Annotated in this window: 15 protein-coding genes; all 15 read right to left on the reverse strand. The window is 72.7% G+C overall.

Translation table 11 applies throughout. The annotated features are described in order from the left end of the window. Positions 1-5: 5 nt before the first annotated feature. Positions 6-443 (reverse strand): ATP synthase subunit C, encoded by a 438-nt coding sequence (locus ISU07_RS15385; RefSeq protein ID WP_194707698.1) that lies wholly within the window; start codon positions 441-443, stop codon positions 6-8. Beyond that, positions 440-1,876 (reverse strand): V-type ATPase 116kDa subunit family protein, encoded by a 1,437-nt coding sequence (locus ISU07_RS15390; protein ID WP_194707699.1) that lies wholly within the window; start codon positions 1,874-1,876, stop codon positions 440-442. The genes ISU07_RS15385 and ISU07_RS15390 overlap by 4 nt, the downstream gene beginning before the upstream one ends. Then, the gene (locus ISU07_RS15395; protein WP_194707700.1) at positions 1,863-2,789 is read right to left on the reverse strand and encodes a hypothetical protein; all 927 of its coding nucleotides are present in this window, start codon (positions 2,787-2,789) and stop codon (positions 1,863-1,865) included. The genes ISU07_RS15390 and ISU07_RS15395 overlap by 14 nt, the downstream gene beginning before the upstream one ends. Next, the gene (locus ISU07_RS15400; protein WP_194707701.1) at positions 2,786-3,238 is read right to left on the reverse strand and encodes a hypothetical protein; all 453 of its coding nucleotides are present in this window, start codon (positions 3,236-3,238) and stop codon (positions 2,786-2,788) included. The genes ISU07_RS15395 and ISU07_RS15400 overlap by 4 nt, the downstream gene beginning before the upstream one ends. A gap of 92 nt (positions 3,239-3,330) precedes the next feature. Then, on the reverse strand, positions 3,331-3,525 hold the full coding sequence (locus ISU07_RS15405; RefSeq protein WP_194707702.1) for a hypothetical protein: 195 nt from the start codon (positions 3,523-3,525) through the stop codon (positions 3,331-3,333). A 262-nt stretch (positions 3,526-3,787) separates the two neighbouring features. Then, positions 3,788-4,582: an ABC transporter permease subunit gene (locus ISU07_RS15410; protein ID WP_194707703.1), complete on the reverse strand. Its 795-nt coding sequence runs from the start codon at positions 4,580-4,582 to the stop codon at positions 3,788-3,790. Positions 4,583-4,586: 4 nt separating this feature from the next. Further along, positions 4,587-5,474: an ABC transporter ATP-binding protein gene (locus ISU07_RS15415; RefSeq protein WP_194707704.1), complete on the reverse strand. Its 888-nt coding sequence runs from the start codon at positions 5,472-5,474 to the stop codon at positions 4,587-4,589. Positions 5,475-5,582: 108 nt separating this feature from the next. Beyond that, positions 5,583-6,263 (reverse strand): glycerophosphodiester phosphodiesterase, encoded by a 681-nt coding sequence (locus ISU07_RS15420; RefSeq protein WP_194707705.1) that lies wholly within the window; start codon positions 6,261-6,263, stop codon positions 5,583-5,585. Then, positions 6,260-7,024 carry a phosphatase PAP2 family protein gene (locus ISU07_RS15425; RefSeq protein ID WP_194707706.1) on the reverse strand — a complete coding sequence of 255 codons (765 nt, stop codon included), beginning with the start codon at positions 7,022-7,024 and terminating at the stop codon, positions 6,260-6,262. Before ISU07_RS15425 ends, ISU07_RS15420 begins: the two co-directional genes overlap by 4 nt. 127 nt (positions 7,025-7,151) lie before the next feature. Continuing rightward, positions 7,152-8,039, reverse strand: coding sequence for a lysylphosphatidylglycerol synthase domain-containing protein (locus ISU07_RS15430; protein WP_194707707.1), 888 nt, complete (start codon positions 8,037-8,039; stop codon positions 7,152-7,154). Positions 8,040-8,147: 108 nt separating this feature from the next. Continuing rightward, the gene (locus ISU07_RS15435; protein ID WP_194707708.1) at positions 8,148-9,884 is read right to left on the reverse strand and encodes a sensor histidine kinase; all 1,737 of its coding nucleotides are present in this window, start codon (positions 9,882-9,884) and stop codon (positions 8,148-8,150) included. An 85-nt stretch (positions 9,885-9,969) separates the two neighbouring features. Next, a complete protein-coding gene (locus ISU07_RS15440; protein ID WP_194707709.1) occupies positions 9,970-10,647 on the reverse strand; it encodes a response regulator in 678 nt (225 codons plus the stop codon). Next, positions 10,644-11,549 carry a universal stress protein gene (locus tag ISU07_RS15445; protein ID WP_194707710.1) on the reverse strand — a complete coding sequence of 302 codons (906 nt, stop codon included), beginning with the start codon at positions 11,547-11,549 and terminating at the stop codon, positions 10,644-10,646. Before ISU07_RS15445 ends, ISU07_RS15440 begins: the two co-directional genes overlap by 4 nt. A gap of 115 nt (positions 11,550-11,664) precedes the next feature. Next, the gene (locus ISU07_RS15450; protein ID WP_194707711.1) at positions 11,665-12,630 is read right to left on the reverse strand and encodes a universal stress protein; all 966 of its coding nucleotides are present in this window, start codon (positions 12,628-12,630) and stop codon (positions 11,665-11,667) included. 117 nt (positions 12,631-12,747) lie between these two features. Further along, positions 12,748-15,468 (reverse strand): bifunctional acetate--CoA ligase family protein/GNAT family N-acetyltransferase, encoded by a 2,721-nt coding sequence (locus ISU07_RS15455; protein ID WP_194707712.1) that lies wholly within the window; start codon positions 15,466-15,468, stop codon positions 12,748-12,750. Positions 15,469-15,491: the final 23 nt, after the last annotated feature.

The following is a 15,491-nucleotide window of genomic DNA, read 5'->3' on the forward strand; positions in this document are numbered from 1 at the left end:
CCTGGTCACGCCTTCCCGACGAGGATGATCGACACGATCAGGCCGTAGACGGCGATCCCCTCCGCCAACCCGACGATCACCATCGCCCGGCCGAAGATCTCGGGCCGCTCACTGATCGCGGCCAGCGCCGCCGCGCCGGTGTAGGCGACCGCGACGCCGGCACCGATCGACGAGCCCGCCACCGCGATGGCCGCGCCGAGCAGAGCAGCCCAGTTGGCCCCCGTGTCGCTCGCCGTCGCGGCGGCGGCGACCAGCTGGTCGGGCTGCGCCTGCGCCGGCCCACCCGCCGAGGCGGCGATCAGCAACCCGAGGGCGACCAGTCCGAGCAGCCCGTTGACCACGAGCAACAGCTGCACAGTGCGGCGGCTCCGGTGTCGCCACAGCAACGCAGCCGACACGCCGACCAGCGCGGCCACGGGGACGATCATCAGCCAGGTGGTCATGACGGGGACTCCGATCGATCGGGTGCCGACAGCGTCGACACCATGGGGATGTGCCAGGGCCGGAAGGGCCGTCCCTGGCCCTGGAAGACACGGGAGAACAGCTCGTAGTACTCCAGGCGGAGCGCCTGCACGGCGGCGACCAGGGCCTCGAGCGTGAACGCGACGGCGTTGCCGAGCAGGAAGACGAGGGCCGACCAGACCCAGCCGAGGAGCCCGCCGCCGGCGAGGTCCCGGGTCGCCTGCCACACCAGGCCCGACAGCGCGGCGTGGGCGAGCCCGAAGGCGGCCAGCCGGGCGAAGGAGAGCAGGTTGGCACCGACCTGGATGACCGTGTCGAGCAGCTCCACGAAGGCCTGGACCGCGCCGGTGGCGCTGAACCCCGCGCCGTACAGCAGGCCCACGAACACCAGGACCAGCCCGACCGCCCACACCGCGGCACCGACGGGGACCAGCCAGTGACCCCACGTTCCGTCGAAGTACCAGCCGACGGCGATCGCGCCGAGGCCGAGGAAGAGGGCGATGCCGGCAGCCCCCGAGGGCGCATAGAGGGCGAGCGGCCAGCCGCCCTCGCGCCGGCGGTTCAGCGTGCCGAGGGCGTAGGCGCCGGCCAGCAGCACGGCGCCGACGGCGATCCCGGCGACCAGCACGGTCACCGGCTCGTCCGTGGGCGACAACCACACCGGCTCGAGGGCACCGGTGGGTCCGAAGACCTCGCCGTACAAGAAGCCGACCGCGGTGGCCGCCACCCCTGCCCCGAGCACGAAGGGCCAGGCCCTGGCGACCTTGGCCAGGCGGCCGTGGGGGCGCGAGCGCAGCAGCAGTCCGGCAACGACCAGGAGAAGTCCGTGGCCGACGTCGCCGAACATCATCCCGAACATCGCGACGTACGCGATCCCCGCCACGACCGTCGGGTCGACGTCGGCGTACGGCACGGTCCCGTAGGTGGCCACGAGGGGCGAGAAGTGCTGGTGCAGCGGGCTCCGTCCGGGCAGCAGGGTGGGCGGGTCCACGCCCGGGGGTGCCTCCAGACGGACCACTGCGCCGCCGAGCGGCGTCAGGACCGCACGAAGGCCGGGCAGGGCGCCCGCCACCGCCCAGCCGGTGAGCGCGGTGACGCCGTCGCGCTCCATCGCGTCCGCCGCCAGGGTCTGCAGCGCCGCCTCGCCGGCGAGCAGGTCCACCCGTCCCAGCTCGACCAGCCGATCCGGGTCGACCGCGTGCTGCGCGAGGACGGGGACGAGCGCCTGGTCGACGGGCATGTCCTCGAGCCGACGCGCAGCCGGACCGAGCACCCGCCCGGTCTCCACCGGTGCGTCCAGCTCCACCTGCCCCGAGTCGGCCACGACGACCAGGACGTCACGCAGCAGAGGGCGCGGCGCCACCACGGCCACCCGCTCCATCCGCACCGGTTCGACGGCCTCACGCCACGGCATCGAAGACCTCCCGTCCTGCCCCGCCGCGCTCGGCCACCTCGAGAGCGGCCCGGACGCGCCAGGCGTCGACACCCAGCACCGCGGCGGCACCGACCAGCGTGGCGGCGTCGAGCGGGGCGGTCCGGAGGTCGTGGAACGCATCGCGCTCCACCTGCTTCCACCACCCGGCCTCGGCCAGCCACAGGCCGGACTCATCGGTCAGCCCGGCCAAGGACCACGAGGCATCTCGTGGCAACGCGCTGACGAAGTCGCTCACCGTGCCCGCCGCCATGGCGGGAACGCCGAGGAGGGACTCAGCGGTTCGCCGTGCTGCCGGCCCGAACGCGTGCCCGGCCGCGAAGACCTCGCGGGCCACTAGCAGGGCGGTGGCCCCCAGCACCCATCGCGTCGGCAGGAGTGCGACGGCTCGGTGCGCCCAGGAGAGCCGCATGCCGACGCGCACCGCCCACGGGGAGTCGTCGCCGGGGTCGCCCCACGGCGACGCGGCGAGCACGCCGCGCAGCGCGGGCACCGATCCTGCGCGCTCGAGTCGGGGCCACGCCGTGGCCAGGGCACCGAGCCGGTAGGCCGGGGCTGCGTCACGCGCGCCCTCGTCGCCCCAGGAGCTCAGGAGCCGGTCGGCGTTCGCGATCTCGAACCCCGCGGCCAGGACCCGGAGCAGCTGGACCCCCTCGCTCGGGACCCAGCCGCCCAGCACGCGGTAGTGCCACAGTGTGGTCCCCGAGACGGCGAGCTGGGCCTCGGCCAGCGACATCCCCGGGCGCACCTCGTGTCCGTACGGCGTAGCCGCCAGCCGCTCCAGGGCCTGGCTCAACGAACCGCACGAGGCCAGCGACGAGGCGGCGCCGGCGCCGTACCTCCGGCGTGCCAGCGACCGGGCACGAACACCTCCCGCGACCCAGCTCGGCTTCACGACCCGACCCCCGCCCGACCCGCTTGCAGCGCCCGCGTGCGCACGGCGGCGACGACGGCGGCCACGTCCTGGGAGCGGGTGCGGTCTGCCTGCCGCTCGATCTCGCGGGCGCGCTGCTCGGCCGCGGCGACCCTGCCCCGGGCCGAGGACGCGATGTCCTCACGGGCCTGCGCGACCGCCTGCGCCCGCCACGCCTCGGCCTCGTGGCGAGCGGCAGCCACCCTGGCCGCCGCCTCGGCACGGGCAGCTACTCGACGCCGGTCGGCCTCGGCGAGTGCCTGGCGCCGGATCCGCTCCGACTGCTCGACCGTCGCGGCCAGGGCGGCGAACACCCCGGCGAGCTCCGCCCCGCGTTCGTCGTGACGGTCGACCGGAACCCCCGCCGCCGATGCCGCCCCCGGTGTCGCAGCAGGTCGGAACCGCTGGAGCAGGTCGCGGGTGCTCGGCATGTCTCCAGACTCTGCTGGCTCCCGACCCCCGGACCAGTGGCCTTGGTCCCTCCGGTCAGGTCTTCTGGTCCCACCAGCCGCCGAGCCCGGGCTCACGCATCGTCGTCGGCCGGGTCCCGCCGGCTTTCGGGCGTGTGCGGCTCGTCCTTGAGCTCGTGGTACCGCTCGGCGCTCAGGTAGCGCCGCATCGCGGCTGCCACTGCGGCACTGGACGAGCCCGCGCGTGCGACGGAGTCTCGCGCCTCGAGGGCAGCCTTCGCCTTCTCCAACTTCGACATGTCGCTCATGGCGTCACCTTCCCGGGGAGCTTTGGATCCGGGAGGCGACGAGGATCCGAAGCCGTTTGACACGGCGTGGCGGTCATGGCCGGTGCCAGGGCGTGCCTGGCGCGTGCTGCCAGTCCCAACGAAGGCGGATTCCTCGTCGCCTCAGGACCAGCCAACCCCCGGCACACGAAGGAGTGAAGGGCCGACGGGCACGTCCGGGCCGGGACCTTGGTCTCCTGCCGCGGCCCTCGTCGGTCGACGTCGCTCACGTCCGAGCCCCTGGTCAGCCGACGCGGATGTCCCGTCGGGCGAACACGGGTGCCGCGACGGCGATGACGACCAGCGCGCCCAGCACCAGCAACGAGAACCTGCTCGGCAGACCGCTCGCGAGGGGTCCTTCCGCGAGAGCCTGGTGGAACGGCGACCACGGCAACCATCCGCTGACGCTGTCGACCATGAGTCCCGCGACGTACAGCACGTAGGCGCCGACGGCGGCGACCGAGGGGACCGCGATCGCGATCGACCGCCGTCCGGTGACGGCACCGACGGCCAGGGCCAGGAAGCCGTACTCCAGACCGAGCAGGACCATCGACACTGACCCGACGGCGATGCTCCAGGGCTCGATCCCCATCGAGAACGACGCGGACGCCAGCCAGGTGCTCAGGCCCGTGACCCCACCCAGCACGCACAGACCCAGGAGGAGTCCCGCTGCCTTGCCCAGGAGGAGTCTCGTCGTGGACACCGGTGTCACCAGCACCACCTCGAGCGTGCCCGACTCCTCCTCACCGGCCACCAGCCTGGCACCGCGGGAGATCCCGAACACGAGGAACAGGATCGGCAGCACCAGCGTGTAGAGCTCGGCGTTGAGGAAGCCCGTGCCGGTGGTCATCGCGCCCACGTTGAAAGCCTTCTTGAACGCGTCCGGGTAGCTCGAGAGGAACTCGTCCAGGTTCGGCATGTCGCGTATCGAGGGCCAGAGAGCACCTTCGACGAGCACCAGCGTCGTGATCCCGATGCTCCATCCGATCAACGAACGGCGTTGGTCCCGCAGGGTCTTGGTGAAGACGTTGGCCACCATGGGATCAGCCCCGCCCGTCGTAGTAGCTGAGGAAGATCTCCTCCAGGTCCGGCTCGTGGGTGACGATCTGCTCGATCCGATGGGGGGCCGCCGCAGCCAGGAGCTCCGCCGTCGAACCCTCGACCGCGAGGTGGGCCGTCGACCCCGAGACCGTCAGCTCACGGACCCCGGCAATGGCGGACAGGCTCTGCGGCGGTTCTCCGGCGAAGGTCAGGTCCATCCGACGCAGCGCCCGGCGCTTGAGCATCTCGACCGAGTCGACGAGCACCAGGCTCCCGTCCCGGATGATCCCGACGTGGTCGGCCACGGCTTCGACCTCCGACATGATGTGCGACGACAGGAACACCGTCCCGCCTGCGTCCCGGACGTCGCGGACCAGCCCCAGGAACTCCTGCTGGATGATCGGATCCAGGCCGGTGGTCGGCTCGTCGAGGATGACGAGCTCGGGCCGGTGCATCAGCGCCTGGACGATCCCGACCTTCTGCCTGTTGCCGTGGGACAGCACGCCCAGTCGGCGTCCGAGGTCGAGGTCCAGGCGCTTGGCCATGGACGTCACGACGTTCCAGTCCACGCCGCCGCGCAGGTTGGCCAGGTAGCGCAGGTACTGCTCCCCGTTCAGGTCGGCGTACCCGACGAACGACCCCGGCAGGTAGCCCAGCCGGGCCTGCATGCGGTCACGCTCGCGGACCACGTCCAGGCCCAGCACGGTCGCGGTGCCGGCCGTCGGACGCAGCAGCCCGGCGAGCAGCCTGATGGTGGTGGTCTTCCCGGCACCATTGGGCCCCAGGTACCCGAAGACCTGACCGGGTGGGATCGTCAGGTCGATCCCGTCGAGCGCGCGACGACGACCGAAACGCTTGGTCAGACCATGCGTCTCGATGGCAACGTCCATGAGACCACCTTGATCGTCGGCGCCCCGACCGGCACGGGGCCTAGGCCACCACGCTCCGGGACCTTCGGCCCCGAGCGCCGCCCCGGGACGGCCACCACCACGCGTGGGTCAACGAGCCTCGCGCGGTGAGCTGCGGTCCCGGCGGGCGACGACCTCGGCCAGGATGCCGGCGTCGTCGCTGATGACGCCGCTGACCCCGTACGCCAGCACCGTCTCGAGCGCGTGCCGGTCGTTGACCGGCCAGGTCAGCACCCGCTCGACGTGCTGGTGCAGCTGCTCCACCACCACGGCGTCGAGGAGCGACGCGTGGACGGAGACGCCGAACGGGGCAGGACCACGGGCGAGGCGTCGCATGAGCCGGCGCAGCTCCCATCGGTGACGTGCGGACAGGACGGGGCGCACGAAGTCGAGGTCCGCGGCCAGTGCGTCGACCGCCGGCCACCACCGGCCACAGGCCAGCAGCGGGCGCGCGTGCCCGATCTCGTGCAGCAGCCCCGCGACCGCACGGCCGGTGGCCGGACGACGACCCTTGAGGTCGAGCATGAACGCGGTCCCGTGCCGGTCGGCGGCCAGCAGCTCGGCCAGGCCGAGACGCGGCGCCGACGCGGGCACCAGCTCCCAGCGGTCCCACAGGAAGGGCAGCGGACCGGCGGACTTCAGGTGTCGCACCTCCAGTCGGCCCCGGAACCTGTGGACGTCGCACTCGATGACGTCGACGCCGATGTCGTTCGCCGTCGCGAGCCCCGCGAGCGAGTTCCCGGCCCGGTGGGCGATGGCCAGCACGTTCATGTGACGCCGGCGCCCGTCCGGGACTTCTTGCGCTGCCGCTCGAGGTGCAGGGCGACGGCATGCCCCAGGAGCGCCAGGGCTATCCCCGCGACGACGTCGATGACGTAGTGGTTGGCCGTCGCCACGACCGCCCAGACCATGAGGACGGGCATCAGCACACCGACGACCCGCAGCCCGACCGTGGCCGCGGCGCTGAAGATCGCCAGGCCGACGAGGAGGTCCCACCCGGCGTGCAGGCTCGGCATGGCGGCGTACTGGTTCACGAAGGCCGGCGGCTGGAGGTAGCGGTACGCCTCGGAGCTCTCGGTGACGGTGTCGACGAGGCCGAGGTCGACCAGTCGCGGCGGCGCCACCGGGTAGGAGACGAACACCGCCATCCCCAGGAACCCGGACACCAGCATGCCGTCGCGGAGTCGCCGGAAGCCGTCGCGGTGCTGCCACACCAGCCAGACCATGGTCGCCAGGATGACCGGCCAGTGTCCCCAGACATAGACCCAGTTCGCTGCGGTGGCGAGCGCCTCCGACGACGCGACTGGCGCCTGGATCGCACCCTCGAGGTCGAGGCCGAGCCAGCGCTCGAAGCTGACGATGTCGTGCGCGTGGGACTGGGCGACGTCCACCGAGGCGTCGGTGATGCCGCGGATCCGGAAGTAGACGACGATGCCGACCGCCACCACGAGCACCTGACCCAGGACCCAGCGCAGTCGCGAACGAGTCGGGGGGGCGGTCTGCTGCGTGCTCTCCTGCGTGGTCGCTGTCATGTCGTCTCCCGGACGCGCGTCCTCCTTCTCCCGATCGTGCCGCCGGGGCGCGCGTGTGACCGCGGCCGGAAGTCCCGAAGTTCCGGGACGATCGGGCCGCGTCGGCGCCGTCCTCGTCCCGGAGCGATCAGGACGCGGCGACGGCGCCCCCCGGGTGGTCGGAGTGTCGGACAGCCCTGCGGAAGAGGAGCAGGCTGACACCACCGAGGGTCAGTGCCGGCAGCCACGCGAGCGACGCCTTGAGCGCCACGGCGGCGGCCGCGGCCGCCCAGGGCACCCCGAGGGCGGCGAGGGCCACCACGAGCGCGGCGTCGCGAGGGCTGGCTCCGTTGGGACCGGGGACGGCGCCGGCCAGCTGGCTGGCCCCGAAGGCACCCAACGCGGCCATGGGAGAGATGCTGTGGCCGGTGGCCGCCACGGCGCCGAGCAGCAGACCCGCGATGGAGAGCTGGTAGCCGAGGGACAGCACCAGGCCGTGCGCGAGCTGTCGTGGCCTGGGCAGTGGTCGGCTCGGCAGCAGGCTCGGCCGCAGGCGCCGTACGACGAACACCGTCAGGACCGCGGCGGCGCCGACGGCGACCGCGACCAAAAGCATGCGTGTCGGCAGGCTCGTCCCGGCGAACGCGACGAAGGCGATCAGGCCGACGGCGCCCACGAAGCGATCGGCCCCGACGCTCAGCACCGCGTCGGCGTGCCCCATGCCGGTGCCGTGCAGGCGCGCGACGCGCCACACGTCGGCGCCGACATGGCCGGGGGTGAGCAGGCCGATCAGCTCGGACTCGGCGTACGCCCGGAGGTGCCAGCCTCGACCGAGCGAAGCGTCGGTCAGCGCGCGCCACCTCAACGGGCAGAGCACGTACTTGCCGACCACCCACGGCACCAGGCCCAGCACCAGTGGCCACCACGTCACCGCGGGGAGCCTCGGCAGCGTGACCAGTGGCACGGCGACGCTCACGACGACGCCGGAGACCAGCACCGTCTTCGAGCGCACGACGGCCCGGAGGCGATCACGCATGCGGACCATGCTCACATGACCATCCTCGGGACCAGGGCCCGGTCAGGACAGTGGACAAGGTCCCTGCCCGCGGAGCACATCGCCATCGACTCAGGTCCGTGAGCAGGGTCAGGTGGGGACGATCCAGGTGACCGTGGTGCCCTGACCCGGCGCGGTGTGCACGGCGAGCTTGCCGCCGTGCTTGTGGGCTCGCTCGCGCATGTTGCCGAGTCCGCTCTCGATGACGTGGTCGGAGATCCCACGGCCGTCGTCGACCACCGTCAGGTTGATCTCGTCGCCCACCGTCAACGACACCTCGACCCGGGTCGCCTCCGCGTGCCGACTGGCGTTCGTCAACGCCTCTCCCAGCACCGCCAAGAGGTCGGGGGCGACCTCGGGAGCCACCAGGGTGCGCACCGGACCCTCGAACTGGAGGGTGGGCCGGAACTTCATGGTGGCCGCCGCGCGGTCGACGAGACGGGTCACCTCGGCCTGGATGTCGTCGGACTCTCCCAACGACCCGAGGGCGAAGATGGTCCGGCGGATGTCCTTGATCGTGTCGTCCAGGTCGTCGACTGCCTGGCTGAGCTTGCCCGCGAGCTCGGGGTCTGCCGACCGGCGCACGGCGCCCTGGAGGCTGAGCCCGACGGCGAAAAGACGCTGGATGACGAGGTCGTGCAGGTCCCGGCCGATGCGGTCGCGGTCCTCGAACACCGCCAGGCGCTGCTGGTCGCCGCGCGCCCGGGCCACCTGGATGGCCAGTGCCGCGTGCTCGGCGAAGCTCGCCGGCATGGCCGGGTCGACGGCCTCGAAGCGGTAGGCGTTCTCGGGGAACCAGGCGAGTGCGAGCGCTCCCTCGATCCCGGTCCGGGTGCTCAGCGGGACCACGATCGCCGGTCCCAGCCGCTGCCCGCCGACGGCCGCAGCGGGATCCAGGGCCCGAGGGTCCGCCGCGAGGTCGCGCACCGACATCGCTTCGCCGGTGCGCACGACCATGTTGGCCAACGAGTGCTCGAGAGACAGGGACCTCATCGCAGCGGGGTCGACCTGGAGGCCCGAGACGGCCACGATCATCAGGTTGTCCGCATCGGCTCCGGCGACCAGCCACGAGGCGTCGGCGCGGGCCACCTTGCGGGCCTGGTCGGCGACCGCCTGGAGGGGCTCGAGGGCGTCGTCCTCGGCGGTGACGTCCGCGAGCAGCGAGGTGATCTGGGCGGTCGCCGACAGCCACTGCTGGCGCTGCTCGGCCTCCTCGTAGAGGCGGGCGTTCTCGATCGCGACACCGGCTGCTGCCGCCAGGGCGACGACGACGGCCTCGTCCTCGGTGGTGAAGTCCCCCGGCCCCTGCTTCTCGGTGAGGTAGAGGTTGCCGAAGACGCGATCGCGGATGCGGACGGGAACGCCGAGGAACGACGTCATGGGCGGGTGGTTGGGCGGGAACCCGTAGGACGCGGGGTGCGCCGCGATCTCGTGCAGCCGGATGGGCCGCGGGTCGTCGATGAGCAGGCCCAGGAGCCCGTGGCCTGTGGGGAGATCACCGATCTCCGAGACCTGCACCGGCGTCATCCCGTGGTGGACGAACGTGCGGAGCCGGCGACCTTGCCCGACGTCGAGGACGCCGAGCGCGGCGTACTGCGCGTCCACGAGGCTGCTGGCGACGGTGACGATCCGCGACAGCACCCCGTCGAGCGACAGGTCGGCCCCCATGGTCACCACGGCGTCGAGCAGCAGCCGCAGCCGCTCCTGCTCGTCGAGCGCGCTGTGGACCCGGTTGAGCACCTCCCGGAGGAGGTTGTCGAAGTCGACGTCGCGCAGCCCCGGGTCCGAGGCGGCGCCGCCCTCCTCGTCGACCACCCTGTCGTTCATCGCCCTCCCCCGACGGGTCGCGTTCCGAGAGAGCAAAACGCTACCAGGGCTGGGCCTCCGCGACGGTCGAGAACGGCTGACGTCGTCAGGCGTGGGGGTGCTTGGTCGCGAAGATCGCCGCTTGCGTCCTGCTGCTCAGCCCCAGCTTGGCCAACATCGAGGACACGTAGTTCTTGACGGTCTTCTCGGCGAGGAACATCCGCTCGGCGATCTCCCGGTTGGTCAGGCCCTGACCGACGAGGTCGAGGATGCGCTGCTCCTGCGCGCTGAGCGCTTCGAGCTCCGGGTCGACGCGCGGGCCGTTGCGCAGGCGGTCGAGCACGCGGGCCGTGACCGAGGGGTCCAGGGTGGACTGCCCGGCCGCCACGCGGCGCACCGTCTCGATGAAGTCGTGGCCCCCGACCTGCTTGAGGATGTAGCCGGCGGCGCCGGCCATGATCGCGGCGAAGAGCGCGTCGTCGTCGTCGTACGACGTCAGGATCAGGGCGGAGATGGACGGGTCGACGGATCGCACCTCGCGGCACACGTCGATGCCCGAGCCGTCGGGCAGCCTGGCGTCGAGGATCGCGACGTCGGGCTTCAGCGCCGGGATCCGTCGCGCCGCCTCCTGGGCGAGGCCCGACTCCCCGACCACCTCGATGTCCCCCTCGCTCTCGAGGAGCTCCTTGATGCCCCGGCGGACGATCTCGTGGTCGTCGAGGAGGAAGACGCGGATGGGACCGTGCTGCTGGGTGATCTGCTGGGCGATCTGCTGGGCGATCATGCCGCGCCACCGCCGATCCGCGCAGGCACGACCTCCACCGGCGCCGGACTGGAGAGCAGCACCGCGCGGACCGTCGCGCCGAGGTGGTCGAAGGGACGGTGCTCGTGGGCCCGGCGGACGACCACGAGGTCTGCTCCCTTGGCCGCGGCCACGAGCACGCTGGCCGGATGTCCGTGCTCGACCCGGGTCTCGACGGTCACGTGGGGGTACTGGTCACGCCAGTGGCCCAGAGCCTCCTCGACGAGCTGCTCCCCCATGGCCCGCCACTCCTCGTCGTGCGTCCGAGCCTCGATGCGGTCCAGGTAGGGGTCCATGAGCTCCCAGGCGTGGACCACCGTGATGGCGGCGCCGAGTGGCACGGCCTCCTGGTACGCCGCCGCCATGACGTGCGAGGCATCGTCCGGCCTGCGGATGCCGACCACGACGGTGCCGCCGCTGCCACCGGTCCCGTCCCGCGGGCGCCAGTCGGCCGGGACCACGACCACGGGGCACCGCGCGTTCGACGCGACCCCGGCCGTCGTGGCACCGGTGAGGAGCCGCTCCAGGCCGTGGCTGGTCTCACGGCCGACCACGACCAGCTGGGCGTCGGCCGACGCGTCCACGATGGCCCGCACGCGTGCGCCTTGGGCGAGCATGGTGGAGATCGTCAGTCCCGGCGCCAGGTCGCGTGCCTGCTCGGCGGCGCGGCCGACCACGGCTCGCGCATAGGGCTCGAGATCGGCCGGGACGACGGGTCGGAGCGGGGGCACGGGTGCCGGCACGGCCATGACGTGGAGGATCCGCAGGTCCGCGCCGCGCATGCGCGCCCGCTCCACGGCGTACCGCAGGGCGCCGTCGCTCGCCGGGGTGCCGTCGGTGGCCAGGATGACCGGTGCGGTGGCGGAGGAGGGCGTGCTGCTCATGGCCGTCTGCTTTCGTGAGCCGGGCTGCTGATCGTCTCCAGCGTGCGGCCTCCGGCGCGGGGTGGGCAGAGCACTGCGTCCGTGCGCATCCGGGACCTTGGTCCCTGGGTCCACCTCACTTCTGGATCGCACCCGACTGCTCGAGGACGAGCTGCTGGACCGGCTCGGCGACGTGGAGGGCGGGGACGACCTCGACCGGTGTCGGAGACGCCAGCAGGAGCGCCCGGACCGTCGCACCGAGGTGGTCGATCGGACGGTGCTCGTGGGCTCGGCGCACGACCAGCAGGTCGGCAGTCCGCGCCGCCGCCACCAGGACGCTCGCCGGATGGCCGTGGACCACCTGCCGCACGACCGGGACGTCGGCGTGCTGGTCCTGCCAGTCGGCCAGTGCGTCGTCGAGCATCCGGTCACCGACGGCCTGCCACTCGTCGCCGCGCGACCGGGCCTCCATCTCGTCGATGACGGGGTCGGGCAGCTCCCACGCATGCACGACGCTGATGGACGCGCCCCTCGCAGAGGCCCACGAGTAGGCCGCCGTCATCAGCGGCCAGGCATCCGCCTCTCTGCGGATCCCGACGACGACGGTCGGTGCGCCGGTGCTGGGACGCGGCTGCCAGTCGGCGGGCACGGCCACGACCGGGCATCGTGCCTGCGAGGCGACCCCTGCCGTCGTGGCACCGGTGAGCACCCGTTGCAGTCCGTGCCTGGTCTCGCGACCCATGACGACCAGCTGTGCGTCGGACGAGACATCGGTGATCGCGTGGACGCGACCGCCGTTCAGGAGCAGGGTCGAGATGCTCAGGTCGGGAGCGAGGGCTCGGGCCTTGCGCTCGGTCCGTTCGAGCACGTGGCGCGCGTGCACCAGCGACTCGGTCGGCGCAGGCGGTCGCAGCGTGGGGACCGGGCCCACGGCGGGGATCGCGCCGAGCATGGGAGGGGGGCCGTTGACGACGTTGACGTGGACGATCATCAGGGCGGCTCCACGCTGGACCGCCTCGGCGACCGCGAACCCGAGCGCGCCCTCGGTGGACGGGGTGCCATCGGTGGCGAGAACGACGGGGGCCGCGGAGATGCTGGACATGGCGCTCTCATTTCCTGGGAGGTGACGGGATCGCTTCAAGCGTGGGGTGACACTCCCCGGCGCGGCAGGGCCCGACGCCCGGGACGAACCGGGACCTTCGTCCCCGCGCTCGTCGGGCTACTCGACCCGGCGCAGCTGGCGGGGTGCTCCCGGACCGGGGTCATCGGTGGTCGCCAGGCGCAGGCGCGCATCCACCAGGCAGCAGTGATAGGTGTCCACCATCACCGGGTTCAGGTCGAGCTCCGCGATCTCCGGGACGTCGACCGCCATCCGCCCGAGATCGACCACGAGCCTCTCGAGCTCGCCCACGTCGACGGCCCGCGCGCCCCGGAAGCCCTCGAGCAACGGCCACATGCGCAACCCCCTGAGGGCGCGTCGGGCGTCTGCCAGCGACACGGGCGGGAGCAGGAAGACGCGGTCGTCCAGCACGTCCGTCGTGACGCCGCCAGCGGCCACCATGACGAGCGGTCCCATGGTGGGGTCCCGGACCACACCCAGGGCGACCTCGCGCCCTGACACCATGGGCTGCACGAGGATCTCCAGGGGGTCGGCGCGATCCAGGCTGTCCTCGAAGGCCGCCACCGCCAGCCGCACCGCGGTCGTCGAGGCCAGGCCCGTGCGAACCAGACGGCGTTCGCTCTTGTGCGTCCCGCCCGCGTCGGCCACCTTGACCGCCACCGGGAAGCCGATGCGCGCTGCCTCCTCGACGGCGGCGTCCGCGCTGGTGGTCACCTTCCCCAGCAGGTGCAGGCCGTAGCGATCGAGAAGCTGACGAGCCTGCGACGCGGCCAGCCAGCGCCCGTCCGCGGGTGCATCCGCGAGCACCGTCCGGCACCACTGCCTTGCCTCCAGTGCCTGAGCAGTGTCCGTGCTCGGTGGGGTGGAAGGCGGGACCGACCGCCACGTCGCGTAGCCCACCGCCCGGCCCAGCGCGCGGACCGCTGCGGTGGTGGAGCGGAACGACGTCAGGCCGGCGGGCGACCCGACGTCCAGGCCACCGAGCGGCACGAGCACGACAGGGGTGCCCGGGTGTCCTGAGCGGACCTCCGCCAGCCGGCGTACCAGCGCACCACCGTCGGTGACGCCGGTGGCGACCACGACGGCGACGACGGCGTCCACCTCTCCCGACGAGAGCACGGCCTCGAGTGCTGCTCCGAGCTGGTCCGGTGTCACCGCGGCCCCCGCGTCGACCGGGTTCGTCGTTCCCGACGTGCCGTGCACCAGGTCGGCCAGCCGTCCGCGCAGCGAGCCGGTGAACTCGGGCACCGTGAGGCCGAAGCTCTCCGCGGCGTCCGCCACGAGGATGCCCATCCCGCCGGCGTTGCTGAGCACCCCGAGGCGTGGTCCTGCCGGGAGGGGCTGCTCGGTGAGCAGGAGTGCCGTCTCGGCCAGGTCGTCGGCGTCGTCGCACCCGATGACGCCGGACTGCGCGAAGAGCGCCCGGACCGCGACGTCCGACGAGGCGGCCGCCGCGGTGTGGGACACCCCGCCGCGCCGCCCGGACGCCGAACGCCCACCGACGACGGCGAGCACGGGCTTGCGCTCGGAGAACCGGCGGGCGAACCGGGCGAACTTGCGGGCGTTGCCGAACGACTCGAGGTACAACGCCGCCGCGGTGACGCCGGGATCGTCGTACCACGCGGCCAGCAGGTCGTTGCTGGAGACGTCGGCGGTGTTGCCGAGGGACACGAAGCTGCGGACCCCGAGGCCGATCTCGCGAGCCAGGTCGAGGAGGACGATGCCCACCCCGCCCGACTGGCTGGCGATGGCCAGGCCACCGGGCGGTGGCGGCTGCTGGGCGTTGAACGTGGCGTTCAGCCGGATCGCGGGGTCGTTGGCCAGCACACCGAGGCAGTTGGGCCCGACCAGCCTGATGCCGTGCGTCCTGGCGATCACCGACAGCTCGCGCTGGAGCGTCCTCCCCCGGGCGCCCATCTCCCCGAAGCCCGAGCTGATCACGACCGCCGCACGCACGCCCGCGGCCGCCGCGTCCTCGAGCGCGGAAGCGGTCGTCTCCGCCGGTACGGCGATGACGGCGAGGTCCACCGGGTCCGGCACCGCGCTGAACGACGGGTACGCCGGCACACCGGCCACCTGCTTGCGTCGTGGGTGCACGGCGACCACCCGGCCGGCGTACCGGTTCGCGGCGACGGACCGGAGCACGGCTGCACCGACACCACTTCCGTCACCGCGCGCCCCGGCGATCGCCACGGACTGCGGGGCCAGGAGAGGAGCGAGGGACCGCGCCTCGGACTGGAACTCGCGACGGTCGGCCGCCTCCTGGACCTCGGGGGTGCTCGTCGTGTGCAGGTTCACCAGCACGACGCCACGATCAGGGTGCTTCTCGAGCTCGAAGCCGGCGTTCGCCAGGACCTCCAGCATCGGGTGGTTCTCGACCAGCACCTCCGCCTCGACGTGGCGCATCCCCTGGTCGCGGACCAGAGCGAAGAGGTGCTCGAGGAGCAGGGTGCCGAGACCCTGACCCTGGTGGCCGTCCGAGATCAGCATCGCGATCTCCGCCGTGTCCGGGCCGACGGGCTCGGCCGTCGCGAGCCCAGCGAGCCGCCCGTCGGTCTCGGCGACCAGTGCGATGGTGTCGGGGTGGGTCAGCACGTGGTCCACGTAGGCGTGGGCAGCCGCTCGCGACACGTTGAAGAAGCGCATCCGCAGCGCGTCGTCGGAGGCCTCGTCGTGCAGCGCGTGCAGGGCGGGGCCGTCGGCAGGAGCCAGTCGCCGGATGACACCGAGCCGTCCGTCGGCGAGCACGACGTCGGCGGGGCCAGGGAGCGGGAGCGCCCGCGGTGCGTCGCCTGCCAGCGCGGGTGGCGAAGTGGACATGACAGGATCCTCGGCGACTCGGG

Origin of the sequence: Nocardioides islandensis, from assembly GCF_015352455.1 — a bacterium.
Taxonomy (GTDB): Bacteria; Actinomycetota; Actinomycetes; order Propionibacteriales; family Nocardioidaceae; genus Nocardioides; species Nocardioides islandensis.

Bases quoted from the DNA above. Each gene is read 5' to 3' on its own strand.
- ISU07_RS15455 (WP_194707712.1), bottom strand. From the start codon at position 15,468: ATGTCCACTTCGCCACCCGCGCTGGCAGGCGACGCACCGCGGGCGCTC.
- ISU07_RS15400 (WP_194707701.1), bottom strand. From the start codon at position 3,238: ATGCCGAGCACCCGCGACCTGCTCCAGCGGTTCCGACCTGCTGCGACA.
- ISU07_RS15430 (WP_194707707.1), bottom strand. From the start codon at position 8,039: ATGCGTGATCGCCTCCGGGCCGTCGTGCGCTCGAAGACGGTGCTGGTC.
- ISU07_RS15425 (WP_194707706.1), bottom strand. From the start codon at position 7,024: ATGACAGCGACCACGCAGGAGAGCACGCAGCAGACCGCCCCCCCGACT.
- ISU07_RS15445 (WP_194707710.1), bottom strand. From the start codon at position 11,549: ATGAGCAGCACGCCCTCCTCCGCCACCGCACCGGTCATCCTGGCCACC.
- ISU07_RS15405 (WP_194707702.1), bottom strand. From the start codon at position 3,525: ATGAGCGACATGTCGAAGTTGGAGAAGGCGAAGGCTGCCCTCGAGGCG.
- ISU07_RS15450 (WP_194707711.1), bottom strand. From the start codon at position 12,630: ATGTCCAGCATCTCCGCGGCCCCCGTCGTTCTCGCCACCGATGGCACC.
- ISU07_RS15410 (WP_194707703.1), bottom strand. From the start codon at position 4,582: ATGGTGGCCAACGTCTTCACCAAGACCCTGCGGGACCAACGCCGTTCG.
- ISU07_RS15420 (WP_194707705.1), bottom strand. From the start codon at position 6,263: ATGAACGTGCTGGCCATCGCCCACCGGGCCGGGAACTCGCTCGCGGGG.
- ISU07_RS15440 (WP_194707709.1), bottom strand. From the start codon at position 10,647: ATGATCGCCCAGCAGATCGCCCAGCAGATCACCCAGCAGCACGGTCCC.
- ISU07_RS15385 (WP_194707698.1), bottom strand. From the start codon at position 443: ATGACCACCTGGCTGATGATCGTCCCCGTGGCCGCGCTGGTCGGCGTG.
- ISU07_RS15415 (WP_194707704.1), bottom strand. From the start codon at position 5,474: ATGGACGTTGCCATCGAGACGCATGGTCTGACCAAGCGTTTCGGTCGT.
- ISU07_RS15390 (WP_194707699.1), bottom strand. From the start codon at position 1,876: ATGCCGTGGCGTGAGGCCGTCGAACCGGTGCGGATGGAGCGGGTGGCC.
- ISU07_RS15435 (WP_194707708.1), bottom strand. From the start codon at position 9,884: ATGAACGACAGGGTGGTCGACGAGGAGGGCGGCGCCGCCTCGGACCCG.